The organism is Stenotrophomonas maltophilia, assembly GCF_013464915.1.
GTDB classification, from domain to species: domain Bacteria; phylum Pseudomonadota; class Gammaproteobacteria; order Xanthomonadales; family Xanthomonadaceae; genus Stenotrophomonas; species Stenotrophomonas maltophilia_AT.
The window spans coordinates 1-23,875 of the sequence record NZ_RAVT01000050.1; the positions used below are offsets into that span (position 1 = coordinate 1).

Consider the following 23,875-nt stretch of genomic DNA (forward strand, 5'->3'; position numbering starts at 1 on the left):
GCCCGGCCCCCCCCCCCCCCCCCAACCCCCCCCCCCCCCCCCCCGGCTCTACCTTCACGCGGCGCGCAGCGCCGCCAGCGACTCGGCCTGCAGCCGCTCGTAGATCTCGAACTCGTCATTCACCGCCACGCCCAGCGCCTGTTCGAAGGCCTCGCGGTTGGCATGCGCGGCATAGGCGCGCTGTTCTTCACCGCCCAGGTTCGACTGGAAGATGCCCGCGGCGCTGACCGGCAGGAAATCCTCGTAGACGATCGGGTCGGCCGTGGCCAGGCCTGTGGCCACCAGCACTTCGGCCGGCAGATCAGCCACGCGCCCCGGGGCGGCGCGGCCGGCATCGGTCAGCTGGTAGCGGTAGTAGCCCAGGCCTTCCTGGCGCAGCGTGTCGTGGTCATCCGGGAAGCTGGCGAACACCGCCTGCAGGCGCTGGCCGTAGTCGCCGCCGGTACTGCCTTCACCACCGGCATCGCGGGCCTGCGACAGCAGCTGGTCGTACAGCGCGCGGCCCTTCGGAGTCAGCGCAAGGCCGCGCTGTTCGATCTCGCCGAAACGCGCGGTATGGGTGCCGGCATCGCCACCCTCGCTGTCCGGGAAATGCACCGCTTCTTCCAGTGCCTTGAAGCTGGTCTGGCGCAGCAGGATCGGGCAGGCGCGGCGCGGCGGGCCTTCGATCACCGCCTTGGCCGCCATGCCGTGCTCGATCATCGCCGCCTGCGCGGCGTCGATGTCCAGCGTGCGCGGGGTCAGGTGGTTGATGTGCGGGCCACGGAAGCTGACCACGTCGGCCACCAGCCGGTGCGCGTTGTGCAGCGCGTGGTAGGTCGGCAGGTCGACGGTGGCGTCGCCATGCCAGCGGAAGGTTTCCAGCGCTTCATCGACGAAGCGTTCGGCATCGGCCTGCGACAGGCCGCCGTCACGCTCGGCCTGGTCGATCAGCGCCAGCGCGCCATCGGTGAAGATGCGGCGGCGCGCAAGGATCTTCGCCGATTCGGCACGCAGCGCTTCGTCTTCGATCAGCTCCAGGCGCAGCAGCGAGGTGAACACGCGGAACGGGTTCTGCGCCAGCGCGGCGCCGGTCAGCGGGCGGAACGCGGTGGAGTGCACCGGCACGCCAGCCACCGACAGGTCGTAGTAGCCGACCGGATACATGCCCATCACCGCGAACAGGCGGCGCAGCGTAGCCAGTTCCTGCACGGTGCCGACGCGGATCGCGCCATGGCGCTCCTCGTCCAGGCGTGCGCGCTCGTCGTTGCGCTGCAGCTGCGCGGCCAGCGCCGGGTCCTGGGCAAGCACCTGCGCGTTGATCCGCTCCACCAGCTCCACCAGCGTGCCGTACAGCGGCACTTCGGTACGGTACATGCGGGACATGGCCTGCGCGAACAGGCGGCGGATCACATCAGGCGAAACGAAAGAGGCGCTCATCAGTCACTCGATTACGGGAACGGGGAACAGCTCGGACCCGTATTGTCGCCGGAGTGCGCGGCGGCGGCGATATGCATAGCAACATGACGGAAATCGGTAGTGCCGGCCGCTGGCCGGCAACCTCTGGATGCCTGGAATTGTGTAGTTGCCGGCCAGCGGCCGGCACTACCGGTTGAGCTGGCGCTTGAGGGTGGCATCCAGGGTGATCGGCCGGTCCCAGTGCCCGTAGCTGGCCACGATGGCGTGGCGCACGGCGCGGTAATGCAGGTTGTCCGGCTTGGCGGGCATGCGCTTCACCACCGCTTCCCAGCCGCCCTCCGGGTCCTGGCTGAAGGCGCGCACGCTGTCGCGGCAGGTCTGGCCGCTGGCCTTGGCCCAGAAACAGGCGAAGTAGATGTCCCCGGCCTGCCAGCCGTGGGTGGTGAACAGCGCACTGACGTAACCACGCGGCACGCCTGCATAGCGCGATACCTCATCGAGGAAGGCATCGGGGTAGCGTTCAGCGTAATGGTTGATGTCCTGCAGCTGGGCATCAACCCAGCTGTCGCCGGTTTCCACCTCATACGCAGCCGAACGCTCGGCGGTCTGCTGGGCCAGCACGGTGGCCGGCGCCAGCAGCAGGGACAACAGCAGCACGCGCAGTCGGTGGTTCATGCCCCGATTCTGCCGCAGCCGCCGCAGCCTGTCAGGCCGCCGCGGCGGCCTTGGCCTCGATCGCCGCCAGCGCGGCCGGCCAGTCGTGGGCCGTATCGGCGGTGACCATGCGCGGTTCGTCGTCGGCCACGCCGTGCTGGGTCTCGTGGGCCCAGGTCACTGCGTACGGCGTATGCACGCCCCAGCCACCGAGGGTGACCACCGGCTCGATGTCCGAACGCAGCGAGTTGCCGACCATCACGAAGCGCTGCATCGGCAGGTCGAATTCGGCCAGCACGCGGGCGTAGGTTTCCGGGTCCTTCTCGGAAACGATCTCGATGCGCGGGAACAGCTCGGCCAGGTTGGCGACCTTGATCTTCGCTTCCTGATGGAACAGGTCGCCCTTGGTGATCAGCACCACCGGGTAGTGCTCGGCGATGGCCGCCACCGCCTCGCGCACGCCGTCGATCAGCTCGACCGGATGGCGCAGGGTGTCGTGGCCGATATCCAGGATGCGCTGGATGTCCTTCGCGTCGATGCGCTGGCCGGTGATGTCGATGGCCGCTTCGATCATCGACAGGGTCATGCTCTTCACGCCGTAGCCGAAGGTGCCCAGGTGGCGTTGCTGCACTTCCAGCAGGTGGCGCGCGGTCTGGGTGTCATGTACGTCGACGTAGCGCGACAGCAGGTCAAGATAATCCTGCTCGGCCTTGCGGTAGTAGTCCTCGCTTTTCCACAGCGTGTCGTCACCGTCAAAACCGACCAGGCCGATGGCGCGCGACGGCGCAGGCGTGGGGGTGTTCATCGCGCAAGGATACAGGGGCCATGGTGACGAAAAAAACCCGGGCGGCCGAAGCCGCCCGGGTTCCCATACGCCCCGATGCAGGTCTTACCTGCCCTGCGCACCCTGCGCTGCGCCGCCGGCGCCGGCCTGCTGGGCGGCCACATAGGCCTTGTACTCGTCGGCACTGAGCTCGCCGTCCTTGTTGGTGTCGGCCTGGTCGAACACCTGGGCCAGGCCCGCGTTCACCTGTGCCTCGGACTTGCTGATGGTGCCGTTGCCATCGGTATCGATGCTGGCCCAGGTCTGGCCACCGCCATTGGCCTGCGCCGATGCCGCTGCGGCCGCATTGGTCGCCTGGTCAGCGGCCTGGCCTGCCTGTGCAGCCGCCTGCTGGGCCTGCGCGGCCTCGTTCTGCGCATGCGCCGCCTGCTGCTTGGCCGACTGCGCCATCGCCGGAATGGCCAGCACGCTGCCGGCGGCGACGATCAGGGCGATCAGGGGCTTGCGGTTGCGAATAGTCATCAGGGGTGTCTCCTACCGATTGGGTGGTGTTGCGCGGCGTGTTGTCTCCGCACGGCACCTACCCTGCCACCGCCTTTCTGAATCGATTTTGCGCCGCGACCGGCATCAACACACGCGATTAACCACTCGCCACCGCACATGCTTTAGCACGGTGGTTAGCGCGAAGTGAGTGGCTCATAAGCTGCGCATTCAGCGCGCCAGGATTTAACCGGCAGCGAACGAAAAACCTGCGTCAGTTCGCGGTCTGGGCCGATGACCGCGAACTGAACATCACCCACCCCAACGCTACACCGGCGAGTGCGCCGGCGATTTCCAGCACCACGCGGCTGCCGAGTTCGTTCGGATCATGGATGGTGGACAGGAAGATGCGCGCGTACAGCGGTGACTCCAGCCGCACGATGCCCATGTAGAACAGCTTCCACGCATCGATGCCCGCCGAAGCCACCACCGAGATGACACAGGCCCAGCCGATGGCATGCCCCATCGACCAGTGCAGCAGCCGGCACAACCGCGACCACAGGAAGTACACCAGCAGGCCGACCAGCAGGGCGATGGCGCCGGCTTCCAGGGTGCCGAGCAGGCCGAAGTGCAGGGGAAGGTTCATCGGGTGGGCAGGGATGAAGAGGCGGCCAGTGTAAGGGATCTGCCCCGGACCCAATCCGGTAGCCACGGTAGATCCACGCCATGCGTGGATGAATCTCCATCGAAATCGAATATCTCGACGATTGATCAAAGAGCAGCCGAGCATGGGCTCGGCTCTACAACGGACCACGCGGGAAACTGTCAGAGGCGGGGCTGTGCCGGAGTGCGGGGTGTCAGCCGCATGGATGCGGCTGCCAAGCCTCCATGGACGGATTTACGGCGTCCCCGCACTCCGGCACCGCCCCGCCAACCCACGGAATACACGCTGTTGCTGTTGCGTCTGATGTTGCCGGCCAGCGGCCGGCACTACCGCGGGTGCAGGGCGCAGCCCTGCCGATACCCCTACCGCACCGGGACGTCGTACGCGGTGCCCGGATCCGGTTCGGGTTGCAGGGTGTAGTGCCACCACTCCTGGGGGTAGTTCACGAAGCCACGGCGCGCCATCGCCTGCACCAGCTGCTGGCGGTTTGCCTGCTGCGCCTCGCTCAGTCCGCTCGCCTGCGTGTGCGCACGTGGCCCGAAGAAGTCGAAGTCGGTACCCATGTCCAACGGCATGCAGCTGCCACTGCGGCAATCCAGCAGGCCCAGATCCACCGTGGCACCACGGCTGTGGCCGGAACGCTCGGCGATGTAGCCATCGGCCAGCAGGCGCGGCTTGTCCAGGTCCGGGTACTGCAGCGCCTTGCGCGAGAGCTCGCCCGGATCGTTCACCCAGGCCATGAAGGCCTGCACCGAGCGCACCGGCCGGTAACAATCGTAGAGGCGCAGGCCAAGACCCTGCACGCGCAGATCCTGTTCCACCCGCGCCAGCGCTTTCGCCACCGGGGCCAGCAGGTAACAGGAAGGAGCCTCGTAGCCCGGAACACGTGCGCCGGTGAAGTTGTTGGCACCGGCATAGCGGATATCCATGTCGATACGCGGCGCCACCGACCGGATCTCAACCAGCCCGGCGTCGGCCGCGTCGGTGGCGGGCGAAACGCGCGGTGGTTCAGCGGCGTTGGCGGTCGCCGTCAGGGCAGTCGCCAGTACGAGTGAAATGCAGGTCCTGGAAGTCATAGCTGAAGTCGATGTCCGGATCGATGGCACGCAGGTCCAGTGTCGGTGCCGGGCCTTCACCTGGCTGCAGCCACGCCTGCGCCTCATCGCCCAGCGTATCCCAGCGCAGCAGCCAACGCTCCTGCAGTTGCAGCACGGCACCCTGCAGCCGCGGCGATCTGTCCACGCTGAAGCGCAGGCCGTCCTTGCCCGGGCACAGCGATGCAGGCCCCAGCCAGGGATCGCTGTAGCGGCCCTGCCAGTGCGGCAGATCGGAAGCCGACGCCTGCCGCGCATCTGACGTCGGCGGCCGCTGATGCCCGGTTGCCGCACGAGCGGCCTGGTCTGCCTTCAGTTCCGCCAGGTACTCCATCGCCGGGCGCGCATCACCAGGTGCAGTGAAGCGCTTCAGCATGGCCTGCATCAACACCGTGCGCGCATCCTCGCCTTCACCGTTGATCAGCATCACCACGCCCACCTTGCGGTCGGGCAGCAACGCCAGTGAAGAATACATGCCTGACAACGTGCCGGTATGCGCCACCTTCCACTGCCCGTCCATGTCCGACACCCGCCAGCCATAGCCGTAGCCGTAGAAATGCGCGTTGTCCCAGCGCCGCTGGCGCTCGCCCAGTGGCATCGGCATGTGCAGGGTCCACAGCGTGCGGCGTTGCGTGCTGTCCAGCCAGTCGGGTACCAGGGTGGGATCGAGCAGCACCTGCATCCAGCGTGTCATGTCGCGCAGCGAACAACGGATGCCGCCAGCCGCCATCGATGGCAGGTCCGGGCTGATCGCAGCATCGGCGTTCACCACCTCGTTGCGTTCACCACGCCAGGCATGCGGCTGCGCCACGTTGCCCACGCGCTTCACCGACCACGCGCCCACCTGGCAGCGCGTCATGCCCAGTGGTTCGAACACCTGCTCGCGCATCAACTGGTCGTACGGCTGGCCACCCGCCGCCGCCGCTACTTCGCCGGCCACCACATACATCAGGTTGTCGTACGCATAGCGGCTGCGGAAGCTGCTGACCGGCTCCAGGTGCGCCAGCCCGGCGATGATGTCGGCACGGGAGAACGTGTTCGGTTCCGGCCACAGCATCAGGTCACCGGCGCCCAGGCCGAGGCCGCTGTTGTGGATCAGCAGGTCGCGCACCTGCATCTGCTGGCCCACCCACGCATCGTGCATGCGGAAACCCGGCAGATGCCGCTGCACCGGATCATCCCAGCGCAGCCTGCCCTGCTGCACCAGTCGTGCCAGCAGCGCAGCGGTCATCGCCTTGCTGTTGGACGCGATCTTGAACAGCGTGTCCTCGTCGATGCGGCCGCCATCGCCGCGCGCGCCCTCTGCATGGCGATGGACCACCCGCCCATCCTCGACCACCGCCAGCGCCAGCCCGGGCAGATGCTCGGCCTGGACCACGGCCGCGATGTCGGCCTCGATGGCTGCGTTGTCGACCGACGAAGCGGACGGTGCGGCCAGTGCCGCCGCGAGGATCAGCAGGTGGTGCATGCGGGCAGCCCCTCCATTGCCCGCGCCGTCACCGTGGACGGCGCGGAGCGTGGCCTCAGAAGTTCCAGGTCACCACCAGCTGGGTGTAGCGCGGTGCCTGCCAGCGCGTGCCGGTAGCGAACGTCGCCTCGCGGTACTGGCCGGGCTGCGCCTCGTAGCGCTGGTGCACGTTGATGGTCTTCTGGTTGTTGGTGAGGTTGTACACCGACAACCGGGCGCTGAGGTCGATGCCCTCCACCGGCAGGCGCCAGGTCACGTTGGCGCCCATGGTCCAGGTCCACGGCAGGCGACCGAACGCCCCGCGCGGGCTGTACTCGAACTGGCGCTGGTTGTACGGGCCCGAACAGTTGGCCACGCACAGCCAGCCGGTGCCACCACCGCTGCCTTCACTGGAGGTGCTGCCACCGGCGATGGAGTCGTTCGGCCACATCACGCCGTAGGCGGTGATTGGGCCACCGGACTGCACCTGCAGCGTGGTGCCGAACGACCACTGCTTGTTCAGCGCATAGGCGGCACGCAGCTTGAACTGATGGCGGAAATCGTTGAACAGGACACCATAGCGTTCATTGGTGGCCGGGTGGTCCCAGAACTGCACCATGCCAGTGTCGCCGTAGTTGGTATCGGAGTTCACCGGGCCTTCGAAGTTGCCCTCGCTCTTCGACCACAGGTAGGACGCGTTGAACATCCACTTCTCGTCCCAGGCACGGTCGATCTGGAACTCCAGCGCCTTGTAGGTGCGCTTGGGCTTGGAGTAACCAATCACCTCGCCACTGCCGCCCTTTCGATAGCCGCTGTTGGCGGTATCGATGGTGATCCAGCCTTCGTTGGCGCAACCGATGCTCTTGTCGCCCCAGATCGTCAGGCTCTCGCCCGGGTTGGCGATCGGCCACAGCGTGCTGGGGGTCGGGCCGCACGGGGTGTAGTTGATGCGGATGTCATCCAGCGCGCGGGTCATGCGCCGGTAGGTGGCGTTGACGCCCCACGACCAGGCCTGGTTGATCATGTTCTGGAACCCTAGGATGTACTCGTCCTGGTAAACCGCCTTCAGGTCGCGGTCCACGCTCTGGCGTAGGTCGGCACCGCCGGTGTTCATGCGGGTGTCGGTCGGCCCGATCTGCTGGCCGACGATCGGTGCCATGTACGGCGAACCGGTCGGCGAGGTTTTCTGTTCCCAGCCGTTCAGCACGTAATAGCTGTATTCGTCGGTCAGGCCACCGGCGAAGTTCACGTTGATGTTGTTGGTGACCGGCAGGTAATAGCGGCCGGCGTTGCCGAACAGCTTGGTGCTGCCATCACCGCGCATGTCCCACGAGAAGCCGACGCGTGGCGCGATCAGGTCGTCCATCTTGATGAACGCCTTGCCGGCGGCGGTGCGGTTCTCGAAGCGATCCCAGCGCACGCCGAGGTTCAGCATCAGGTTCGGGGTGATGTTCCAGATGTCTTCCAGATAGAAGGCATTGGCTTCGGTCTCGAAGGTGCCGCCCGAGCGGCGGTTGCGTGCACGCAGCATCTCGGTGACGCCGGCCGGCACATAGGCGTTGGCGCCATCCCACACTTCGTCGCCGGGCCGCGCCACGTAGGCGGTGTAGCTCAGCTCGGTCGGCCCCGGATAACGGGTGGACTGCTTGGTGGTCATCAGTTCGCGGTCGACACCGAAGCGCAGCAGGTGATCGCCGAGCTGCCACTCGAAGTCCAGGCGCGCGACATCGCGGGTGTCATCACGCTCGGCCACCGCCGCGCCGGTCGGGTGGCAGCCGGCGCGCAGCCCCTGCAGCTTGCCCAGCCGCGGGCCATAGGTGCTGTCGGTGAACACCGGGCTGCAGGCCTGGTCCAGCGACGAGTTGGTGAAGGCACGCTGCTTGTTCTGCCCGACCATGGCGCGCGCGGTGAAGTTCTGCCCGAAGTGGCCGGTGTAGGTGGCCGACCAGTTGCGGCCGCCGGTCTCGGTGACCGAGTCGCCGCCCCAGGAACCGATCCGATCAGCATTCCAGTTGTAGCCGTACGACGCATTGGTGACATCGCCCTCGTCGGAGAACGCCAGCAGCGCCAGGCTGTGGTTGTCGTTGATGTTCCAGTCCAGCTTGGTGCCCCAGAAGCCGTTGCCGGAATCGTTCTTGAACCAGGTACTGCCATCGGACGAGGTGTTGTGGCCCTTGTCGCTGCGGTCCTCGTACATCGCGAACAGGAACAGCTTGTCCTTGATGATCGGCCCCGAGCCCCAGACGTTGGTCTTCAGGAAGGAGTTGTTGTCACGGCTGCCATAGGAATGCGGAGTGCCGTCGCGGTGGAAATGATCGCCGCCACTGGCGCGCCACGCACTGGGCTCGGCGGTGACTTCAACACCACCCTCGAATTCATTGCTGCCCGAACGGGTCACGGCATTGATCACGCCGCCGGTTGAGCGGCCGAACTCGACCGAGTAGCCACCGGTCTTGACCTGGAATTCGTTGAAGAACGCGAATGGCGCGGTGCTGAAGCCACGACGGGTATACATGTCGGTGACATTCAGGCCGTTGATGAAGACCGCATTCTCGGCCACCGATGAGCCGGCGAACGACAGGCCACCGAATGACGAGTTTCCACCGACCACGCCCGGCGCCATCAGCGCGACCGCAGACAGGTCCTGCGCCACCGGCAGCCGCGAGATCTCCTGGCGGTTGATGTTGAACGAGGTTTCGGTGGAGTAGACATCCACGCGGTTGATCACGCGGGTGCCAACTACCTGCAGTGCATCCAGGTTGGTGACACCGCCGCCGCTGGCCAGGTTGACCGTGGTGGTACCACCGACGGCAACGCTCACCGACACCTGATCGCCCAGCGTCTGGCCATCGCGGCTGAGCTGCAGCTGGTAGTCACCCACCGGCAACTGGCCGAGGCGGTAGCTGCCATCGGCGCCAACGGTGACGGTACGGGTCAGGCCGGTGCTGCTGCTGACCACGGTGACCTGGTCACCGGCGGTTGCACGGCCGGCGACTGCGCCGCTCACGTTCTGTGCCATCGCGATGCCGGGCAGCACTACGCCCAGACACGCCCCGAGGGCGACGCACAACGCCGCCCGCTTGATGCTGTAAGCCTTCATCCCCTGCTCTCTCCTGCAAGAATTGAATGGTGTGAGTTGCGATGTGTCGCGCTAGCGTTGCCCGGCTGGCAGTACCCGCCACTGGAAGTCGTAGCTCCATTGGTCGAAGTACAGGTTGCCGCCTGCCCACTCGGCCTCGCCGCGCTGCGAGTCGACCGTTTCCGAGCGGAAGTGCTGCTTGGCCGGCACGAAGGGCTGGCCGAAATCGTCGTTGAAGGCAATGCGGTAGCCATCGAGGCCACCCAGGTAGAAGTCGCGCAGCGCCGGCACGTCGCTGGCCAGCGCGCCGGTGGTCACGTCCATCGGCAGCCAGCCATACGGCGCCAGGTAGACCTGTCCCCAGTCATGCAGGTTGTTGTAGCCGCTGCCATCGTCTGAGAACACCATGCCCGACTGCCAGCGCGCGGGAATGCCGTTCATGCGCAGCAGTGCGATCAGCAGCAGGGTCTGCTGGCCGCAGTCGGCATGGCCAGCGCGCAAGGCGTAATCGCTGATGTTGCTGAGCGTGGAGTATTCGCGTGCACCGGCCCACGGAATGCGATCAACCGCGGCGAACAGCCTGCGCACCACTTCATGGGGGCGCGTTTCGCCCTGCAGCACCTGGTCGGAGAACAGCTTCAGCGCCGGGGTGAAGCGCACATGCGGCAGCTGCTCGGCCAGGTAGGGCTTCAGCGCAGGATCATCCGGCGTGGCCTGCACCTTCGCCGGATCGACCGCGGCATGCCGCGCGAAGATCGTCACCGCGTAGCGGATCTCGAAGCGGGTCGGCTTGCCGGCTACGGCTTTGGCTTCCAGGTAGGCGGTGCGCTGCAGGGTGCTGGCCGGTGCCACCCGCGCCTTGCCCGGGGTGCTGCCCAGCCACTGCACCTGTTCCTGCTGGCCGGGTATCTCGCGCGGGTAGGGAATCCAGGCGCGCACGGTTTCGCCGGCCGGCACTGCATCGGCTTTCACCGTGATTGACTGGGTGAACTCAATGCGCTGCGGCAGCACCGAGGCCCGGCCACTCTGTTCGGCCGCGGCAAGCACGCCAGCGTGGTGCGCGTTGAGTACCTCATTCGGGCCCGGCGCCGGCATCGGTGCATCCGCGCGGCGGCGTGCACGTGCCTCCTCGCTGAGCAGGAACAGGTTCGACGGTGCGCGCTTGAAGTACCAGCGCGTGCCATCGATGTCGAGATGCTCGATCAGGCCAAGCTCATCCCAGCGCGCGAATTCCTCGTCGGTCAGGTCCGGAATCCAGCGACGCACGGCAGACCTGGCGGCGGTTTCGTCGAGGGAAAAATCCAGGCGGATGCGGCGCATGCGTTCTTCCTGGAACGCGATGTCGTCGAAACTGACGCCAGGCTCCGCCGCGTCCGCAGCCGACCAGGTATTCAGTTCGCTGCCGGCTTCGGAGAACCGTCCCGCGTCGATCATCTGCACGACCCGCGCAAACTGGATGGCCGAGGGTGGCGGCTCCGCTCCCGCCGACCACGCCCACAGCAGCAGCGCGGCACACAGGCCGGCAGTGGCAGGCAGACGTGGTTTGCGAACGGCAGGATCCACAGCGACACTTCCCCAGCGCGGGTGGTAACGGCTGTGTAACACGGGCCGGGATGCCGGTCAATAATTTATTCTTGCTTTCGATGCCAAAAGGAATAAATATTCCAACAGGCATTCGAGGAGGGTGTGCAGCGCATGATCCTGGCTTCCCGCGAACGGCATCGGCATTGGCCACGCCGCTTGACCCTGGCCCTGTGCCTGCTGGCCGCACCGGCCTTCGCACAGGCTGCACCGCCACCCGACCCCGGCGCGCCGCTGCCCTACGTGGTCGGCCTGCACGAGGCCTACCTGACCCCGCAGTACTGGGCCGCGCGGCTGGACAACGCCGACGCGCCGATCCTGGACCGCGCGCAGATCGACGCGCAGAACGCGCGGATGCGGGCACAGGACAGCCACATCCAGGACATCGCCGCGCTGCCCGCTCAGCTCGATGCCGCGCAGGTACGCGCCAGCATCGGCGCGTTGTCGCGCTGGCCCGAGCGTGCACTGTTCAACGAGAAGGGCCAGGCCATCGCCCCCGCGCTGCGCAGCGGCATCGAAGCCAACCTCGGCCTCGATGCGATTCCTGCCCAGGTGGCACCGGCCTACGGGCTGGTGGTGAAGCGTGCCGCGCTGCGCACCTTCCCCACCCGCGAGCGCGTCTTCAGCACTGCCGGTGACACCGACATCGACCGCTTCCAGGAATCGGCACTGTTCCCCGGTGACAAGGTTGCCGTGGTCCATCGCAGTGCCGATGGCCGTTGGCTGTTCGTGCACAGCGAGCGCTACAGCGCGTGGATCGAAGCCGACGCCGTCGCCAGCGGCGACAAGGCCATGGTGCTCGGCTATGGCACCCAGGGCCCGTACCGCATCGTCACCGGCGCCACCGCACAGACCGCCTACACCCCGGAAGAGCCGCGCGTCTCGCGCCTGCAGCTGGACATGGGCGTGCGCCTGCCGGTGCTGGCCCACTGGCCCGCTGCCGAACCGGTGAATGGCCAGCAGGCGCATGCCTCATGGGTGGTGCAACTGCCGGTCCGGGAGGCCGATGGTCGGTTGAAGCTGATACCGGCGCTGCTGCCACGTTCGCAGGACACCGCCGCCGACTACCTGCCACTGACTCCGCGCCTGCTGCTGCAGCAGGCCTTCAAGTTCCTCGGCGAACGCTACGGCTGGGGCCACGACTACGACACCCGCGACTGCAGCGGGTTCGTATCCGAGATCTACCGTAGCTTCGGCGTGCTGCTGCCACGCAATACCAGTGCACAGGCGGTCAGCCCCGCACTGGACCGCCTGCCGTTCACCAGCAGGGACGGCAAGGCATTGCGCGACCGTGCCGTCGCCGACCTGCAGGTGGGTGATCTGGTCTACATCCCCGGCCACGTGATGATGGCCATCGGCCACGTCGACGGCCGCACCTGGGTCATCCACGATACGGCGGGCGGCAGCTGGTTCGGTGCCGACGGCAAGCGCGTACAGGCCCACCTCAATGGTGTTTCGGTCACCCCGCTGGAGCCGATGATGGCCAGCGACAGCGTCCGCTACATCGACCGCATCACCAACATCCAGCGCCTGCGGGCCAAGACTCCTGAATGAAGATCACCGCCATCGAACTGGGCATGCTGCGCGTGCCGCTGAAGACGCCGTTCAAGACCGCCCTGCGCACGGTGGAGACCGTGGAAGACGTGGTCGTGCTGATCCGCACCGATACCGGTCACACCGGTTACGGCGAAGCCCCCGCCACCGCAGTGATCACCGGTGATACGCACGGCTCGATCATCGAAGCGATCCGCCACTTCATTGCACCGCGCCTGATCGGCCAGGACGTGGTCAACCTCAACCGCCTGTGCGGGCTGGTGCAGACCGCGATGGAGCGCAACACCAGCGCCAAGGCCGCGGTGGAGATCGCGCTGTACGACCTGTGGGCGCAGCTGCACGGTGCGCCGCTGTACCAGATGCTCGGCGGCGGCGACCCGGTGATCACCACCGACATCACCATCAGCGTGGACTACATCGACAAGATGGTGGCCGACTCGCTGTCGGCCATCGAACGCGGCTTCGAGTCGCTGAAGATCAAGGTCGGCAAGGACATCGGCCTGGACATCGAGCGGGTCAAGGCGATCCATGCGGCGGTGGAAGGTCGCGCCCTGCTGCGGCTGGATGCCAACCAGGGCTGGACCGCAAAGCAGGCGGTGCATGCGATGCGCACACTGGAGGAAGCCGGCGTGGTACTGGAGCTGCTGGAGCAGCCGGTGAAAGCCGCCGACATCAGCGGCCTGAAGTACGTCACCGATCGCGTCAACACGCCGGTAATGGCCGACGAAAGCGTGTTCAGCCCGAGCCAGGTGATGGACCTGATCCAGCAGCGCGCAGCCGACATCATCAACATCAAGCTGATGAAGACCGGCGGCCTGTCCAACGCGATCCGCATTGCCGACATCGCCGGCATCTACGGCGTGCCGTGCATGATCGGCTGCATGATCGAATCGAGCATCAGCGTGGCTGCGGCCGTGCACCTGGCGGTGGCCAAGAGCGATGTGATCACCAAGGTCGACCTGGACGGCCCCTCGCTGGGCCAGTTCGACCCGGTCAGCGGCGGCGTGCACTTCAACGAATCGGAGATCAGCATCAGCGACGTGCCGGGGCTGGGCATCACCGAAGTGCGCGGGCTGGAGATGCTGGGTTGATCTCTGCCTTGCGGCTGGCCTGGCGTACAACTGACTCTTGGTCGGGCGTTACTTTTCTTTCTGCGGAAAGAAAAGTAACCAAAAGAAACGCTCCGCCGGCCGCGAGCCGCCGTGCTGCGCACGCCGGTGCCCTGCGCTCCTCGGCCCGTCGAGGGACGGCGCGGAACTCGCTGCGCTCAGACACCCGCGCCTCTTCGCCCTCGCCGGACCTGCGGTGCTCGGCTCGCTTGAAGGCGGACTCAACGTCAAAGGCAACAACTGCACCCCGTAGATCCACGCCATGCGTGGATGCACCTGCTCTTGCTTCTGCCGTACCCCGTAACCCCTTCGCGGCTGGCACCCGCCCGACCCACCCCATGACACGCTCTCAGCGGCCAACCGCAACGCGCCTACCCATGCCCGGACGCCCCGCATGCCGCCCCTGCTGAAGATCCGTTCCGAGCGTGGTCAGATGTCGGCCATCGAGCGCCGCATTGCCGACTTCATCCTCGACAACGCCCACCTGCTGCGTGACTACTCGTCACAGCAGCTGGCCAGTGCGCTCGGCATCAGCCAGTCCAGCGTGGTGAAGTTCAGCCAGAAGCTCGGCTTCAAGGGCTACCCGGACCTGAAGTACTCGATCGGCCAGGACGTGGCTCGCGCCGGTGCCGATCCACAGCAGGCCCCCAGCGAACCCGACAGCGGCGATGACTACCTGCGCCTGGGCGACGCCCTGCGCCGCAGCAAGGCGCAGGCCGAAGAGGAAACCCGCCAGGCCAACCCGCGCGAAGAGATCGAGCGCATCGTGCAGCTGCTCGACGGCGCACCCAAGCTGTTCGTCTATGGCCTGGGGGATGACGGCCTGTTCGCCCGCGAGTTCGCCATGCGGTTGTCGCTGCTCGGCCTGCTGGTGGTACCGCATACCGACCCGATCCTGATGCTGGCCAACCTGTCGGCCGCGCGCCCCGGTGATGCGCTGCTGATGTTCTCCGAGTTCGGCAACCTGCCCCAGCTTTCGCAGCTGTCACGGCAGTTCCAGGACATGGGTGGCAAGGTGATTTCCATCACCCGCCACACCGCCAACCCGCTGCGCGCGCATGCTGATGCGGCGCTGGTGGTGTGTGCGCACGACCGTACGCCGCAGGTCGCGCAGCTGCTGTACCGTAGCGCCATGCACGCCCTGCTCGATTTCCTGTTCGTGCTGCTCTGCCATGCCAATCCGGATCGCCAGCAGCAGCTGGCGGTGAACCTGGAGCGGATCGACCACCTGCTGGATTCCTGACCGGAGCACCTGTTGATGAAATCGCTGGTCCGCCTCGCTACCGCTGCGCTGCTGCTTGCTGCAACGCTGTCCGTCCACGCTGCGCCGCTGGAGGGTGCGCGCCAGCTGATCGTGGTCACCAGCGAAAGCTGGGACAGCACCGAGGGGCAACTGCAGGCCTATGTGCGCGATGGCAAGGGCTGGCATGCGCACGGGCAGGCGTTCCCGGTGGCGCTTGGCCGTACCGGCAGTGCCTGGGGCCTGGGCCTGCACCCGGCGCAGGCCGACGGCCCGCAGAAGCAGGAAGGCGATGGCCGCAGCCCGGCGGGCGTGTTCGCGCTCGGCAGCGCGTTCGGCTATGCCGTCACCCGCCCAGGCACGGCCATGACCTACCAGCCTATGCTCGAAAGCAGCTACTGCATGGATGTGCCGGCGTCGCCGTTCTACAACCGCATCGTCGACGCGAAAAAGGTGGGCAAGGCGGCCGTGGAAGGCTCCACCGAGCCGATGCGGCTGGACCTGCACAACAAGGGCGACGTGCGTTACCAGGAAGGCTTCGTGATTGCCCACAACCCGGACAACCAGCCCGGCAAGGGCAGCTGCATCTTCGCCCACCTGTGGCGCCAGCCCGGTGAGGCCACGGCCGGCTGCACCGCCATGCCGCAGGCGCGCATGCAGGCCCTGCTGGACTGGTTGCGGCCGCAGGATGCGCCGCGCTTCGTGCTGTTGCCGCGCGCCGAGTACACGCGCCTGCAGGCCCAGTGGCAGCTGCCTGCACTGAGCGGAGATGCCCGTTGAGCGCGCAGGACGAACCGCAGCTGCAGCGTGCGGTCAGCCGCTGGCAGATCGTCGGCCTGTCGATCAACGATGTGATCGGCAGCGGCATCTACCTGCTGCCGGCCGCCACCGTCGCCCTGCTCGGCCCCTTCAGCCTGTGGGGCGTGGTCGCCGCCGGCATCGTCGTCGCGCTGCTGGTGCTGTGCTACGCACAGGCCGCCAGCTACTTCGACGAGCCCGGCGGCAGCTACCTGTATGCACGCGAGGCATTCGGCCGCTTCGCCGGGTTCGAGATCGGCTGGATGATCTGGCTGACCCGCATCAGCTCGGCCGCCGCATTGAGCAATGCGCTGGCCGATGCGGTAGCGCGCTTCTGGCCGTGGGCCGGTGCCGGCATGGGGCGCATCGCGATCATCGTGGTGTCGCTGGGCTTCCTGACCGGCGTCAACATCATCGGCGTGCGCTCGGCCGCGCGCACCGGCGTGGTGCTGGTGATCGGCAAGATGTTGCCGCTGCTGCTGTTCGTGGCCATCGGTGCGTTCTACATCGACCCGCAGCTGGCCTTCTCCGGCCAGCGCCCGGACCCGCATGACCTGCAGCGCATGGGTGAAGCCGCGCTCCTGCTGCTGTACGCCTACGCCGGCTTCGAGAACATTCCGGCCGCGGCCGGCGAGTACCGCAATCCACGCCGCGATATCCCATTCGCGCTGATCACCATGATCATCACCGTCACCATCATCTACGGCGCGGTGCAGGTGGTGGCGCAGGGCACGCTGGCCGGCCTGGCCAGCTCGGCCACGCCGCTGGCCGATGCCGCCGCCGGCTTCGGTGGCGAGGCACTGGCGCTGATCCTGACCGTCGGCGCCACCATCTCCATCCTCGGCACCAACAGCAACACGATGATGATGGGCCCGCGCTTCCTGTTCGCGCTGGCCCGCGATGGCTACGGCCCGAAGATCCTGGCCCAGGTGCATCCACGCTTCCACACCCCGGCCGCATCGATCCTGTGCCAGGGCCTGATCGCGTTGGGCCTGGCCCTGTCCGGCTCGTTCGTGCAGCTGGCGCTGCTGTCGATGACCACGCGCCTGTTCGCCTACATCGGTACCGCCGCTGCGGTGCTGGTGCTGGCCAAGCGCTACGCGGACCGGCCGGGCGCACTGAAACTACCCGGTGGCCCGCTGATTCCGGTGCTGGCGCTGCTGCTGTGCCTGGCGCTGTTCGCCAGCGCCAGCTGGCAGAACATCGCCGCGGCGCTGGTGGCGTTTGCCATCGGCGCGGTGATCTACAAGTTGCCGCGCAAGGATGCCGACGCCGGGTGACCGGCAGCGCCGGGCCATGCCCGGCGGATTGATCTGGCGATCACACTGCCGGACCGGGCCGTTAACCGCCGCGCAGGCACGATCAGGCTTCGTCCACAACGGAGCCTTCCATGACCGAGTACCAGATCCCCGGCCGCGTACCGGACGACAGCACGCCGCGCGACGCGGTCAGCAACTACTGGCGCGAGCGCTACACCGCCGAGCAGTACTACGACGACCAGCTGTTCTTCGAGGACTATGAGCCGGCCTACCGCATCGGCCACGCCGCGCGCGCGCAGGACATGATCCGCGCCTACGAACAGGTCGAAGCCGAACTGGAATCGCGCTGGGCCAATGAACGTGGCCGCAGCCGGCTGGAATGGGCGCAGGCGCGCGGTGCCGTTCGCCGTGGCTGGGAGGATGCACAGCTGGCGGACCCGCAGTTGAAGCGATAACGCCAGGCTCCTGTAGAGCCGAGCCCATGCTCGGCTCAGAGTCGAGCACCGCTCGACTTTACAGAAAACCTGCTGGAGCCGAGCACGGGCTCGGCTCCACATGCTCACTCCTGTTCCGGCAGCGGTGGCACGACCACGCTGGGCTTGCTCTCACCACCACCTGCGGCGATCAGGTCGCGGGTGTTCTTCTGCACCGCCACCGCGCCGAACAGCGACAGCGCATACGCCATGCCGTAGAAGCCTTTCTCGCTCGATGCCAGGGTGGCATTCCACAGGCCAACCAGCAGCAGCATCAGCGCCGACAGCAGCGCGAACCAGCACAGCGCGTAGTACAGCGCGCTCACCGGAATGCCCTCGACGCGGTCACGCACGCTCTTCTGCAGCGACACCGCCGCGAACAGGCCGAACAGCAGCAGGGTCAGGTAGTAGCCCTTTTCGTTGAGCGCCATCGTGGCGGCGTTGAACAGGCCGATCAGGTAGGCCGCCGCGCCCAGCAGCAGGGCCACCCACGAGGCGGCAATGAAGGCGGTGGACGGCTTGTGGGGCATGGCAGTGTTCATTGCAGATCCTTGGCAGGCAGACGGGCACGCTTTGCCCGGGCGTGCCCACCCTAGACGATCCCGCCGCCCTCGCACAGGGGTTGCAGGACCTTCGGGCCACGACGGTCACCGCTCCAGTGGTATACAAGGGACAGCCCGGCCATCCGCATCCCCGCCCTGGAGATACCCATGACCCGCATGCCCCTGCTGCTCGCCCTCGGCCTGGTGCCGATCCTCGCCACCTCTGCCTGCAATGCCGCCGACCCGGCCGCCAACGGCGCCCAGGCCGCCGCCCCCACAGCTTCCACCGCGGCCGACCAGCGCCCGTTCACCGCTACCGAAATCAGCCGCTTCGACCAGCCGTGGGCGATGACTTTCCTGCCCGACGGCAGCCTGCTGGTCACCGAAAAGCGCGGCAAGCTGCAGCACCTGGACCTGGCCAGCGGCCAGAAGCACGAGATCACCGGTGTTCCGAAGGTCGCCTATGGTGGCCAGGGCGGTTTCGGCGACATCATCCTGCACCCGGACTTCGCCCGGAATCATGTCGTTTACCTCAGCTATGCCGAGGAAGGCACGCTGGACACGCGCGGCGCTGCCGTGGCCCGGGCCACGCTGGCGCTGGACGCCGGCGGTGCCGGCCAGCTGAAGGACCTGAAGGTGATCTGGCGGCAGAGCCCGAAGGTCAGTGGCGAGGGCCACTACGGGCATCGCCTCGCCTTCGGCCCGGACGGCAAGCTGTGGATCAGTTCCAGCGAGCGCCAGAAGTTCGATCCGGCTCAGGACATGGGCAGCAACCTCGGCAAGATCATCCGCCTCAACGACGACGGCAGCCTGCCCGCCGACAACCCGTTCGCTTCGCAAGGCGGCGTGGCCGCGCAGGTGTGGTCGCTGGGCCATCGCAACATCCTCGGCATGGCGTTCGATACCAGCGGCAAGCTGTGGGCGCATGAAATGGGCCCGGCCGGCGGCGACGAACTGAACCTGATCGTGCGCGGCGCCAACTACGGCTACCCGATCGTCTCCAACGGCGACCATTACGACGGGCGCCCGATTCCCGACCACAACACGCGCCCGGAATTCGCCGCGCCGAAGGTGACCTGGACGCCGGTGATCTCGCCGGCCGGCTTCGTGATCTACAGCGGCAGCCTGTTCCCGCAGTGGAAGGGTAGTGGCTTCATCGGCGGCCTGTCGTCGACCTCGCTGGTGCGCGTGGCCTTCGATGGCGACAGCGCGCGCGAAGCCGAGCGCTTCAACATGGGCGAGCGCATCCGCGAAGTGGAACAGGGCCCGGACGGCGCACTGTGGCTGCTGGAAGACGGCAGCAAGGCGCGCCTGCTGAAGCTGACGCCGAAAGCCTGAGGTAGCGCCGGCCGCTGGCCGGCACGTTTCTCCGCAACGGCCCCGCACGCGGGGCCGTCTGCATTCACTGGATGGTGATGACCTTCACCTCGGTCTTCGTGCAGGCCTGGTCCAGGCACTGCCCGTTCAACCACACCTGTCCATCGCCGATCATCACGCCCTGCTGGTTGACGAAGACCTTGCCGAAGTCCTGCTCGGCCACCGCCTTGACCACTGCCGGGGTGATGATCTTCTCGTAGTTGCGCTGGAACTCGCCGGGACCGGTGACCTTCTTTCCATCCGCGATGTTCAGCGGGAAGCGCACTTCTTCGACGGCGGCTGCACGATCGCCACCGACCACGGCGGTCCTGAACGCGTTGAACACCTTTTCGTACTGCGCCGCATCGCCAAGCAGCGTCTCGATGCGCGCGCGAGCGTCTTCGGCGGGCGCGGCCGGTGCGGCGGCGGTGGGTTCAGCGGCGGGTGCTGCAGGCGTTGCCGGGGCGCTGGCCTCCATCGGCGGCGGCGCATCCACCGCAGGCTCGGCCGGTGGTGCCGCCGGCTGCGAGCAGGCCGCCAGCAACAGGGCGGGGATCAAGTAGGCCATCCGGCGCATGCGCGCACTCCATCGAAACAGGAAGCCCGATGGTAGCGCCGGGCCGCGCCCGGCGTGTTCGTGCAATGTGAGCGCAGCAACGCCGGGCATGGCCCGGCGTTACCGCTTGCAGTAGATCCACGCCATGCGTGGATGAGGGTGCAATCAGCCCTTCAGCAGCTCGAACTGCACCGCTTCGCCAGCCGCCGACGAGGCACACACCCACACGTCGAACTGGCCCGGCTCGGCACGCAGCACGCCGTCACGGCCGGTGAACGCCAACTGCTCGCGGCTCAGGGTGAACACCACTTCGGTCGACTCGCCCGGCTGCAGTGCCACCTTGCGGAAGTCCTTCAGTTCGCGCACCGGACGCACGCGGCTGGCCACGCGGTCGTGGATGTACAGCTGCACCACTTCTTCACCGGCCACATCACCGCTGTTGGTCAGCGTGGTGGCGATGGTCAGGGTGTCGTCCCAGCCCAACTGCGCGGCGCTGAGCTGCGGCACGCCGTAGGCGAAGCTGGTGTAGCCGATGCCGTGGCCGAACGGGTACAGCGGCTCGTTCGGGATCTCGCGCCAGCGTGCCTTGAACTCCGACATGGTCGGCAGTTCCGGGCGGCCGGTACGCGGGTGGTTGTAGAAGTACGGCTGCTGGCCGGACACCTGCGGGAAGCTGACCGGCAGGCGACCGGACGGGCTGTAGTCGCCGAACAGCACATCAGCCACCGCATGGCCGGTCTGCGTGCCCAGGTACCAGGTCACCGCCACCGCCTGTGCATTGCGCACCGCGCCCTGCAGCGCCAGCGCGCGGCCGTTGCGCAGCAGCACGACCAGCGGCTTGCCGGTCATCGCCACGGCCTCGGCCAGCGCCTGCTGTGCGGGTGGCAGGGTGATCTCCACGCGCGACTGCGCTTCACCGCTGTAACGCTGCGGTTCGCCCAGCGCCAGCACCACCACGTCGGCGCGCAGTGCGGCGGCCACGGCCGCTTCGGTGCCACCGGGGATGGCCACTTCCAGTTCGCAGCCCGGCACGATCTCCAGCAGCGCTTCGTCGCCGATGGCGGCACGCACGCCGGTTTCCAGGTCCACGTAGCGCTGCTTGTCGCCAAACAGCGTCCAGCAGCCTTCGATGTTCTCGCGGTCCTGCACGAACGGGCCGATCAGCGCGATCTTCTGCCCGGTCTTCTGCAGCGGCAGCACGTTGTCGCGGTTGTCCAGCAGCACGATCGAACGGCGCGCGGCGTCGCGCGACAGTTCGTCATGGGCGGCAATGTGCGAGGTATCCGACTCGCGCGCCGGGTCCAGCGAACGGTACGGGTCGTCGAACAGGCCGATGGTTTCCTTCAGCCACAGGATGCGGCGCACGCCTTCATCCAGCACCGCCATCGGCACTTCGCCGCTCTCGACCAGCCCCGGCAGGTGCTCGGCGTAGAAGCCGCTCTGCATGCTCAGGTCCAGGCCGGCGGTGAACGCCTTGGCGGTCGCATCGCGGTCGTCGGCGGCGTAGCCGTGCGCCACCAGTTCCATGTCGGCGGTGTAATCGGAGATCACCACGCCCGGGAATTTCCACTCACCGCGCAGGATGTCGGTCAACAGTTCGGCATTGGCGCTGGCCGGCACGCCGTTGATGTCGTTGAACGAGGACATCACGGTGATCGCACCGGCGTCGAAAGCGGCCTTGAACGGCGGCAGGTGCACGTCGCGCAGGGTCTGCGGCGAGATGTCCACCATGTTGTATTCCATGCCGGCCATCACCGCGCCATAGGCAGCGAAGTGCTTGGGCGTGGCCAGCAGCGAGTCGGCCGCGCGCAGGTCGTTGCCCTGGAAGCCACGCACGCGGGCGGCGGCGAACGCACAGCCCAGCACCACGTCCTCACCGGCGCCTTCGGCACCACGGCCCCAGCGCTGGTCGCGGGCGATGTCCACGGCCGGTGCGTAGGTCCAGTGCAGGCCAGCGGCGGTGGCCTCGATGGCGGTGGCACGCGCGGTGCGCTCGGCCAGTTCCGGTTCGAAGCTGGCGGCCTCGCCCAGCGGGATCGGGAACACGGTGCGCATGCCGTGGATGACGTCGGCGGCCAGGATCACCGGGATGCCCAGGCGGCTCTCCTCGGTGGCGACCTGCTGGATGCGGCGGCCCAGCTCGGCGCCGACACCGTTGAACAGCGAGCCGACCTTGCCCTCGCGCACCTGCTGCAGCACCTGGTCGGCATTGCGCACGTTGGCTTCCGGGTTCACGTCCGGGGCGAACGGGCGGACCATGTCCGCGAAGACACCCAGCTGGCCGACCTTTTCCTCGACGGTCATCTGGGCAATGAGGGATTCGATGCGATCGGAGGCCACCAGCAGTCCTTGATGAAAACGTTTACAAGCCCGGCATTCTAGCGATCCCGAGCCATTTGGCGAGAGGTTTCGTCATTCAGTTTCAGGCTCCAGCCGGATCCGTACGGTCCGGCCGGAGGCATCGCAGCTTACTCCGAGCCGGCCAGCTGGCGCTGCCCGGCCATCAACATGGCGTCGCTGGAGGCCTGGAATACGCGCAGGCCGAAGGCCGGCAGGATCGCCAGCAGGTGGTCGAAGATGTCCGACTGCACCGCCTCGTACTCGCCCCAGGCGGTGCTGCGGGTGAAGCAGTACAGCTCCAGCGGCAGGCCCTCGGTGGTTGGCTGCAGCTGCCGTACCAGCAGGGTCATGTCGGTGTGGATGCCCGGATGGCTGCGCAGGTAGCGCTCGACGTACGCGCGGAAGGTGCCCAGGTTGGTCACCCGGCGGCTGTTGACCTCGGCCACGCCCTGCTCGCGCAGGCGCCCGTTCCACTGCCCCAGCTCCTGTTCCTTGTCCTGCAGGTAGTCGCGCAACAGCGCGAACTGGCCAAGGAAGGCCAGGTCGCCCTCGTCCAGGAAGCCGACGCTGTGCTGGTCCAGGTACAGCGCGCGCTTGATCCGGCGGCCACCGGCCTCCTGCATGCCGCGCCAGTTCTTGAACGACTCGGTCACCAGCTTCTTGGTCGGGATGGTGGTGATGGTCTTGTCGAAGTTCTGCACGGTGACGGTGTGCAGCGCGATGTCGATCACATCACCATCGGCGTTCTGGCTGGGCATCTCGATCCAGTCGCCGATGCGCACGCGGCCATCGCCGCTGATCTGCACGCTGGCCACCAGCGACAGGATGGTGTCCTGGAAGATCAGCATCAGCACCGCGGTGGCCGCACCAAGACCGGTGACCAGATAGCGCAGGTCGACGCCGGCCAGGGTGGCAACGATCGACAGGCCGGCGATCACGAAGATGACGATCTTGGCGACCTGCAGATAGCCCTTGATCGGCTTGTTGCGTGCTTCGGGGCGACGTTCGTACAGATCGTTGGCCGCATCCAGCGCATGCGAGATGGCCAGCACCACGGTCAGGATCGCCCAGGCCTGGCAGGCGCCGATGATGAAGCTGACCAGGCCCGGCGGCAGGTCCGGCACGATGCGGATGCCGGAAGCGATCACCTGGCTGGGCACCACATTGGACAGCCGCGAGATCACCCGCATCAGGTGGCTGCCACGGCCGGTGTCGGCGCCCGGCAGTCGGCTGAGCAGGCGCCGCAGCCCGCGCAGCAGGATGCGCTTGGTCACCCAGTTGGCCAGGCCGGCGGCGATCAGCAGCGCCGAAATCATCAACGCCAGGTAGGCGCCAGGATAGGGTTCCAGTGTGTTCTGCAGCTTCTCCAGCCACTGTACCGCCACCACCGCGTCCACCATCCGTTGTCTCCTTGTTGTTTCATTGCTGATGAGGTTGCCGGCCAGCGGCCGGCACTACCGGGTTTCC

General features: G+C 67.1%; 20 protein-coding genes. 7 read left to right on the top strand and 13 right to left on the bottom strand.

The window, feature by feature from the left end; all coding sequences use genetic code 11:
• Positions 1–54: 54 nt before the first annotated feature.
• The 9 genes from hglS to D7T59_RS16765 form a co-directional block, all read right to left on the bottom strand.
• Positions 55–1,419, bottom strand: coding sequence for a 2-oxoadipate dioxygenase/decarboxylase HglS (hglS, locus tag D7T59_RS16725; protein WP_180852950.1), 1,365 nt, complete (start codon positions 1,417–1,419; stop codon positions 55–57).
• A 165-nt stretch (positions 1,420–1,584) separates the two neighbouring features.
• A complete protein-coding gene (locus tag D7T59_RS16730) occupies positions 1,585–2,073 on the bottom strand; it encodes a hypothetical protein (RefSeq protein WP_180852949.1) in 489 nt (162 codons plus the stop codon).
• 31 nt (positions 2,074–2,104) lie between these two features.
• Complete coding sequence (locus tag D7T59_RS16735; protein WP_180852948.1) at positions 2,105–2,857, bottom strand: HAD family hydrolase; 753 nt, start codon at positions 2,855–2,857, stop codon at positions 2,105–2,107.
• Between the two features lie 84 nt (positions 2,858–2,941).
• Positions 2,942–3,358, bottom strand: coding sequence for an EF-hand domain-containing protein (locus D7T59_RS16740; RefSeq protein WP_106549734.1), 417 nt, complete (start codon positions 3,356–3,358; stop codon positions 2,942–2,944).
• A gap of 232 nt (positions 3,359–3,590) precedes the next feature.
• On the bottom strand, positions 3,591–3,962 hold the full coding sequence (locus D7T59_RS16745; protein WP_049432879.1) for a hypothetical protein: 372 nt from the start codon (positions 3,960–3,962) through the stop codon (positions 3,591–3,593).
• Positions 3,963–4,342: 380 nt separating this feature from the next.
• Positions 4,343–5,056, bottom strand: a complete 714-nt coding sequence (locus tag D7T59_RS16750) for a M15 family metallopeptidase (protein WP_180852947.1) — start codon at positions 5,054–5,056, stop codon at positions 4,343–4,345.
• Positions 4,989–6,542: a serine hydrolase domain-containing protein gene (locus D7T59_RS16755; RefSeq protein WP_180852946.1), complete on the bottom strand. Its 1,554-nt coding sequence runs from the start codon at positions 6,540–6,542 to the stop codon at positions 4,989–4,991. The genes D7T59_RS16750 and D7T59_RS16755 overlap by 68 nt, the downstream gene beginning before the upstream one ends.
• Positions 6,543–6,597: 55 nt before the next feature.
• A complete protein-coding gene (locus tag D7T59_RS16760; RefSeq protein ID WP_180852945.1) occupies positions 6,598–9,621 on the bottom strand; it encodes a TonB-dependent receptor in 3,024 nt (1,007 codons plus the stop codon).
• Positions 9,622–9,672: 51 nt separating this feature from the next.
• Positions 9,673–11,163 (bottom strand): transglutaminase domain-containing protein, encoded by a 1,491-nt coding sequence (locus D7T59_RS16765; protein WP_180852944.1) that lies wholly within the window; start codon positions 11,161–11,163, stop codon positions 9,673–9,675.
• A 132-nt stretch (positions 11,164–11,295) separates the two neighbouring features.
• Here D7T59_RS16765 and D7T59_RS16770 point away from each other — a divergent pair, with 132 nt between their 5' ends.
• From D7T59_RS16770 to D7T59_RS16795, 6 genes are all read left to right on the top strand, one after another.
• Positions 11,296–12,735, top strand: a complete 1,440-nt coding sequence (locus D7T59_RS16770) for a C40 family peptidase (RefSeq protein ID WP_180852943.1) — start codon at positions 11,296–11,298, stop codon at positions 12,733–12,735.
• Positions 12,732–13,826, top strand: a complete 1,095-nt coding sequence (locus D7T59_RS16775; RefSeq protein ID WP_126560594.1) for a dipeptide epimerase — start codon at positions 12,732–12,734, stop codon at positions 13,824–13,826. Before D7T59_RS16770 ends, D7T59_RS16775 begins: the two co-directional genes overlap by 4 nt.
• Positions 13,827–14,238: 412 nt before the next feature.
• A complete protein-coding gene (locus tag D7T59_RS16780) occupies positions 14,239–15,087 on the top strand; it encodes a MurR/RpiR family transcriptional regulator (RefSeq protein ID WP_180852942.1) in 849 nt (282 codons plus the stop codon).
• Positions 15,088–15,102: 15 nt separating this feature from the next.
• Entirely contained in the window at positions 15,103–15,864 is a 762-nt protein-coding gene (locus D7T59_RS16785) for a L,D-transpeptidase family protein (RefSeq protein ID WP_180852941.1), read from the top strand.
• Entirely contained in the window at positions 15,861–17,162 is a 1,302-nt protein-coding gene (locus tag D7T59_RS16790; protein ID WP_164139009.1) for an APC family permease, read from the top strand. The genes D7T59_RS16785 and D7T59_RS16790 overlap by 4 nt, the downstream gene beginning before the upstream one ends.
• 110 nt (positions 17,163–17,272) lie before the next feature.
• Complete coding sequence (locus tag D7T59_RS16795) at positions 17,273–17,596, top strand: hypothetical protein (protein WP_180852940.1); 324 nt, start codon at positions 17,273–17,275, stop codon at positions 17,594–17,596.
• 104 nt (positions 17,597–17,700) lie between these two features.
• On the opposite strand, the gene yiaA is transcribed toward D7T59_RS16795, so the two are convergent.
• On the bottom strand, positions 17,701–18,156 hold the full coding sequence (yiaA, locus tag D7T59_RS16800) for an inner membrane protein YiaA (protein ID WP_180852939.1): 456 nt from the start codon (positions 18,154–18,156) through the stop codon (positions 17,701–17,703).
• A gap of 168 nt (positions 18,157–18,324) precedes the next feature.
• Here yiaA and D7T59_RS16805 point away from each other — a divergent pair, with 168 nt between their 5' ends.
• Positions 18,325–19,494 (top strand): PQQ-dependent sugar dehydrogenase, encoded by a 1,170-nt coding sequence (locus tag D7T59_RS16805; RefSeq protein ID WP_180852938.1) that lies wholly within the window; start codon positions 18,325–18,327, stop codon positions 19,492–19,494.
• Between the two features lie 64 nt (positions 19,495–19,558).
• On the opposite strand, the gene D7T59_RS16810 is transcribed toward D7T59_RS16805, so the two are convergent.
• From D7T59_RS16810 to D7T59_RS16820, 3 genes are all read right to left on the bottom strand, one after another.
• On the bottom strand, positions 19,559–20,089 hold the full coding sequence (locus tag D7T59_RS16810; protein ID WP_180852937.1) for a hypothetical protein: 531 nt from the start codon (positions 20,087–20,089) through the stop codon (positions 19,559–19,561).
• Between the two features lie 144 nt (positions 20,090–20,233).
• Entirely contained in the window at positions 20,234–22,408 is a 2,175-nt protein-coding gene (locus D7T59_RS16815) for a glycoside hydrolase family 3 N-terminal domain-containing protein (RefSeq protein WP_180852936.1), read from the bottom strand.
• A gap of 128 nt (positions 22,409–22,536) precedes the next feature.
• A complete protein-coding gene (locus D7T59_RS16820; RefSeq protein ID WP_164139020.1) occupies positions 22,537–23,808 on the bottom strand; it encodes a mechanosensitive ion channel family protein in 1,272 nt (423 codons plus the stop codon).
• Between the last annotated feature and the right edge of the window lie 67 nt (positions 23,809–23,875).

Bases quoted from the DNA above. Each gene is read 5' to 3' on its own strand.
- hglS (WP_180852950.1), bottom strand. From the start codon at position 1,419: ATGAGCGCCTCTTTCGTTTCGCCTGATGTGATCCGCCGCCTGTTCGCG.
- D7T59_RS16730 (WP_180852949.1), bottom strand. From the start codon at position 2,073: ATGAACCACCGACTGCGCGTGCTGCTGTTGTCCCTGCTGCTGGCGCCG.
- D7T59_RS16735 (WP_180852948.1), bottom strand. From the start codon at position 2,857: ATGAACACCCCCACGCCTGCGCCGTCGCGCGCCATCGGCCTGGTCGGT.
- D7T59_RS16740 (WP_106549734.1), bottom strand. From the start codon at position 3,358: ATGACTATTCGCAACCGCAAGCCCCTGATCGCCCTGATCGTCGCCGCC.
- D7T59_RS16745 (WP_049432879.1), bottom strand. From the start codon at position 3,962: ATGAACCTTCCCCTGCACTTCGGCCTGCTCGGCACCCTGGAAGCCGGC.
- D7T59_RS16750 (WP_180852947.1), bottom strand. From the start codon at position 5,056: ATGACTTCCAGGACCTGCATTTCACTCGTACTGGCGACTGCCCTGACG.
- D7T59_RS16755 (WP_180852946.1), bottom strand. From the start codon at position 6,542: ATGCACCACCTGCTGATCCTCGCGGCGGCACTGGCCGCACCGTCCGCT.
- D7T59_RS16760 (WP_180852945.1), bottom strand. From the start codon at position 9,621: ATGAAGGCTTACAGCATCAAGCGGGCGGCGTTGTGCGTCGCCCTCGGG.
- D7T59_RS16770 (WP_180852943.1), top strand. From the start codon at position 11,296: ATGATCCTGGCTTCCCGCGAACGGCATCGGCATTGGCCACGCCGCTTG.
- D7T59_RS16775 (WP_126560594.1), top strand. From the start codon at position 12,732: ATGAAGATCACCGCCATCGAACTGGGCATGCTGCGCGTGCCGCTGAAG.
- D7T59_RS16780 (WP_180852942.1), top strand. From the start codon at position 14,239: ATGCCGCCCCTGCTGAAGATCCGTTCCGAGCGTGGTCAGATGTCGGCC.
- D7T59_RS16785 (WP_180852941.1), top strand. From the start codon at position 15,103: ATGAAATCGCTGGTCCGCCTCGCTACCGCTGCGCTGCTGCTTGCTGCA.
- D7T59_RS16795 (WP_180852940.1), top strand. From the start codon at position 17,273: ATGACCGAGTACCAGATCCCCGGCCGCGTACCGGACGACAGCACGCCG.
- yiaA (WP_180852939.1), bottom strand. From the start codon at position 18,156: ATGAACACTGCCATGCCCCACAAGCCGTCCACCGCCTTCATTGCCGCC.
- D7T59_RS16805 (WP_180852938.1), top strand. From the start codon at position 18,325: ATGACCCGCATGCCCCTGCTGCTCGCCCTCGGCCTGGTGCCGATCCTC.
- D7T59_RS16810 (WP_180852937.1), bottom strand. From the start codon at position 20,089: ATGCGCCGGATGGCCTACTTGATCCCCGCCCTGTTGCTGGCGGCCTGC.
- D7T59_RS16820 (WP_164139020.1), bottom strand. From the start codon at position 23,808: ATGGTGGACGCGGTGGTGGCGGTACAGTGGCTGGAGAAGCTGCAGAAC.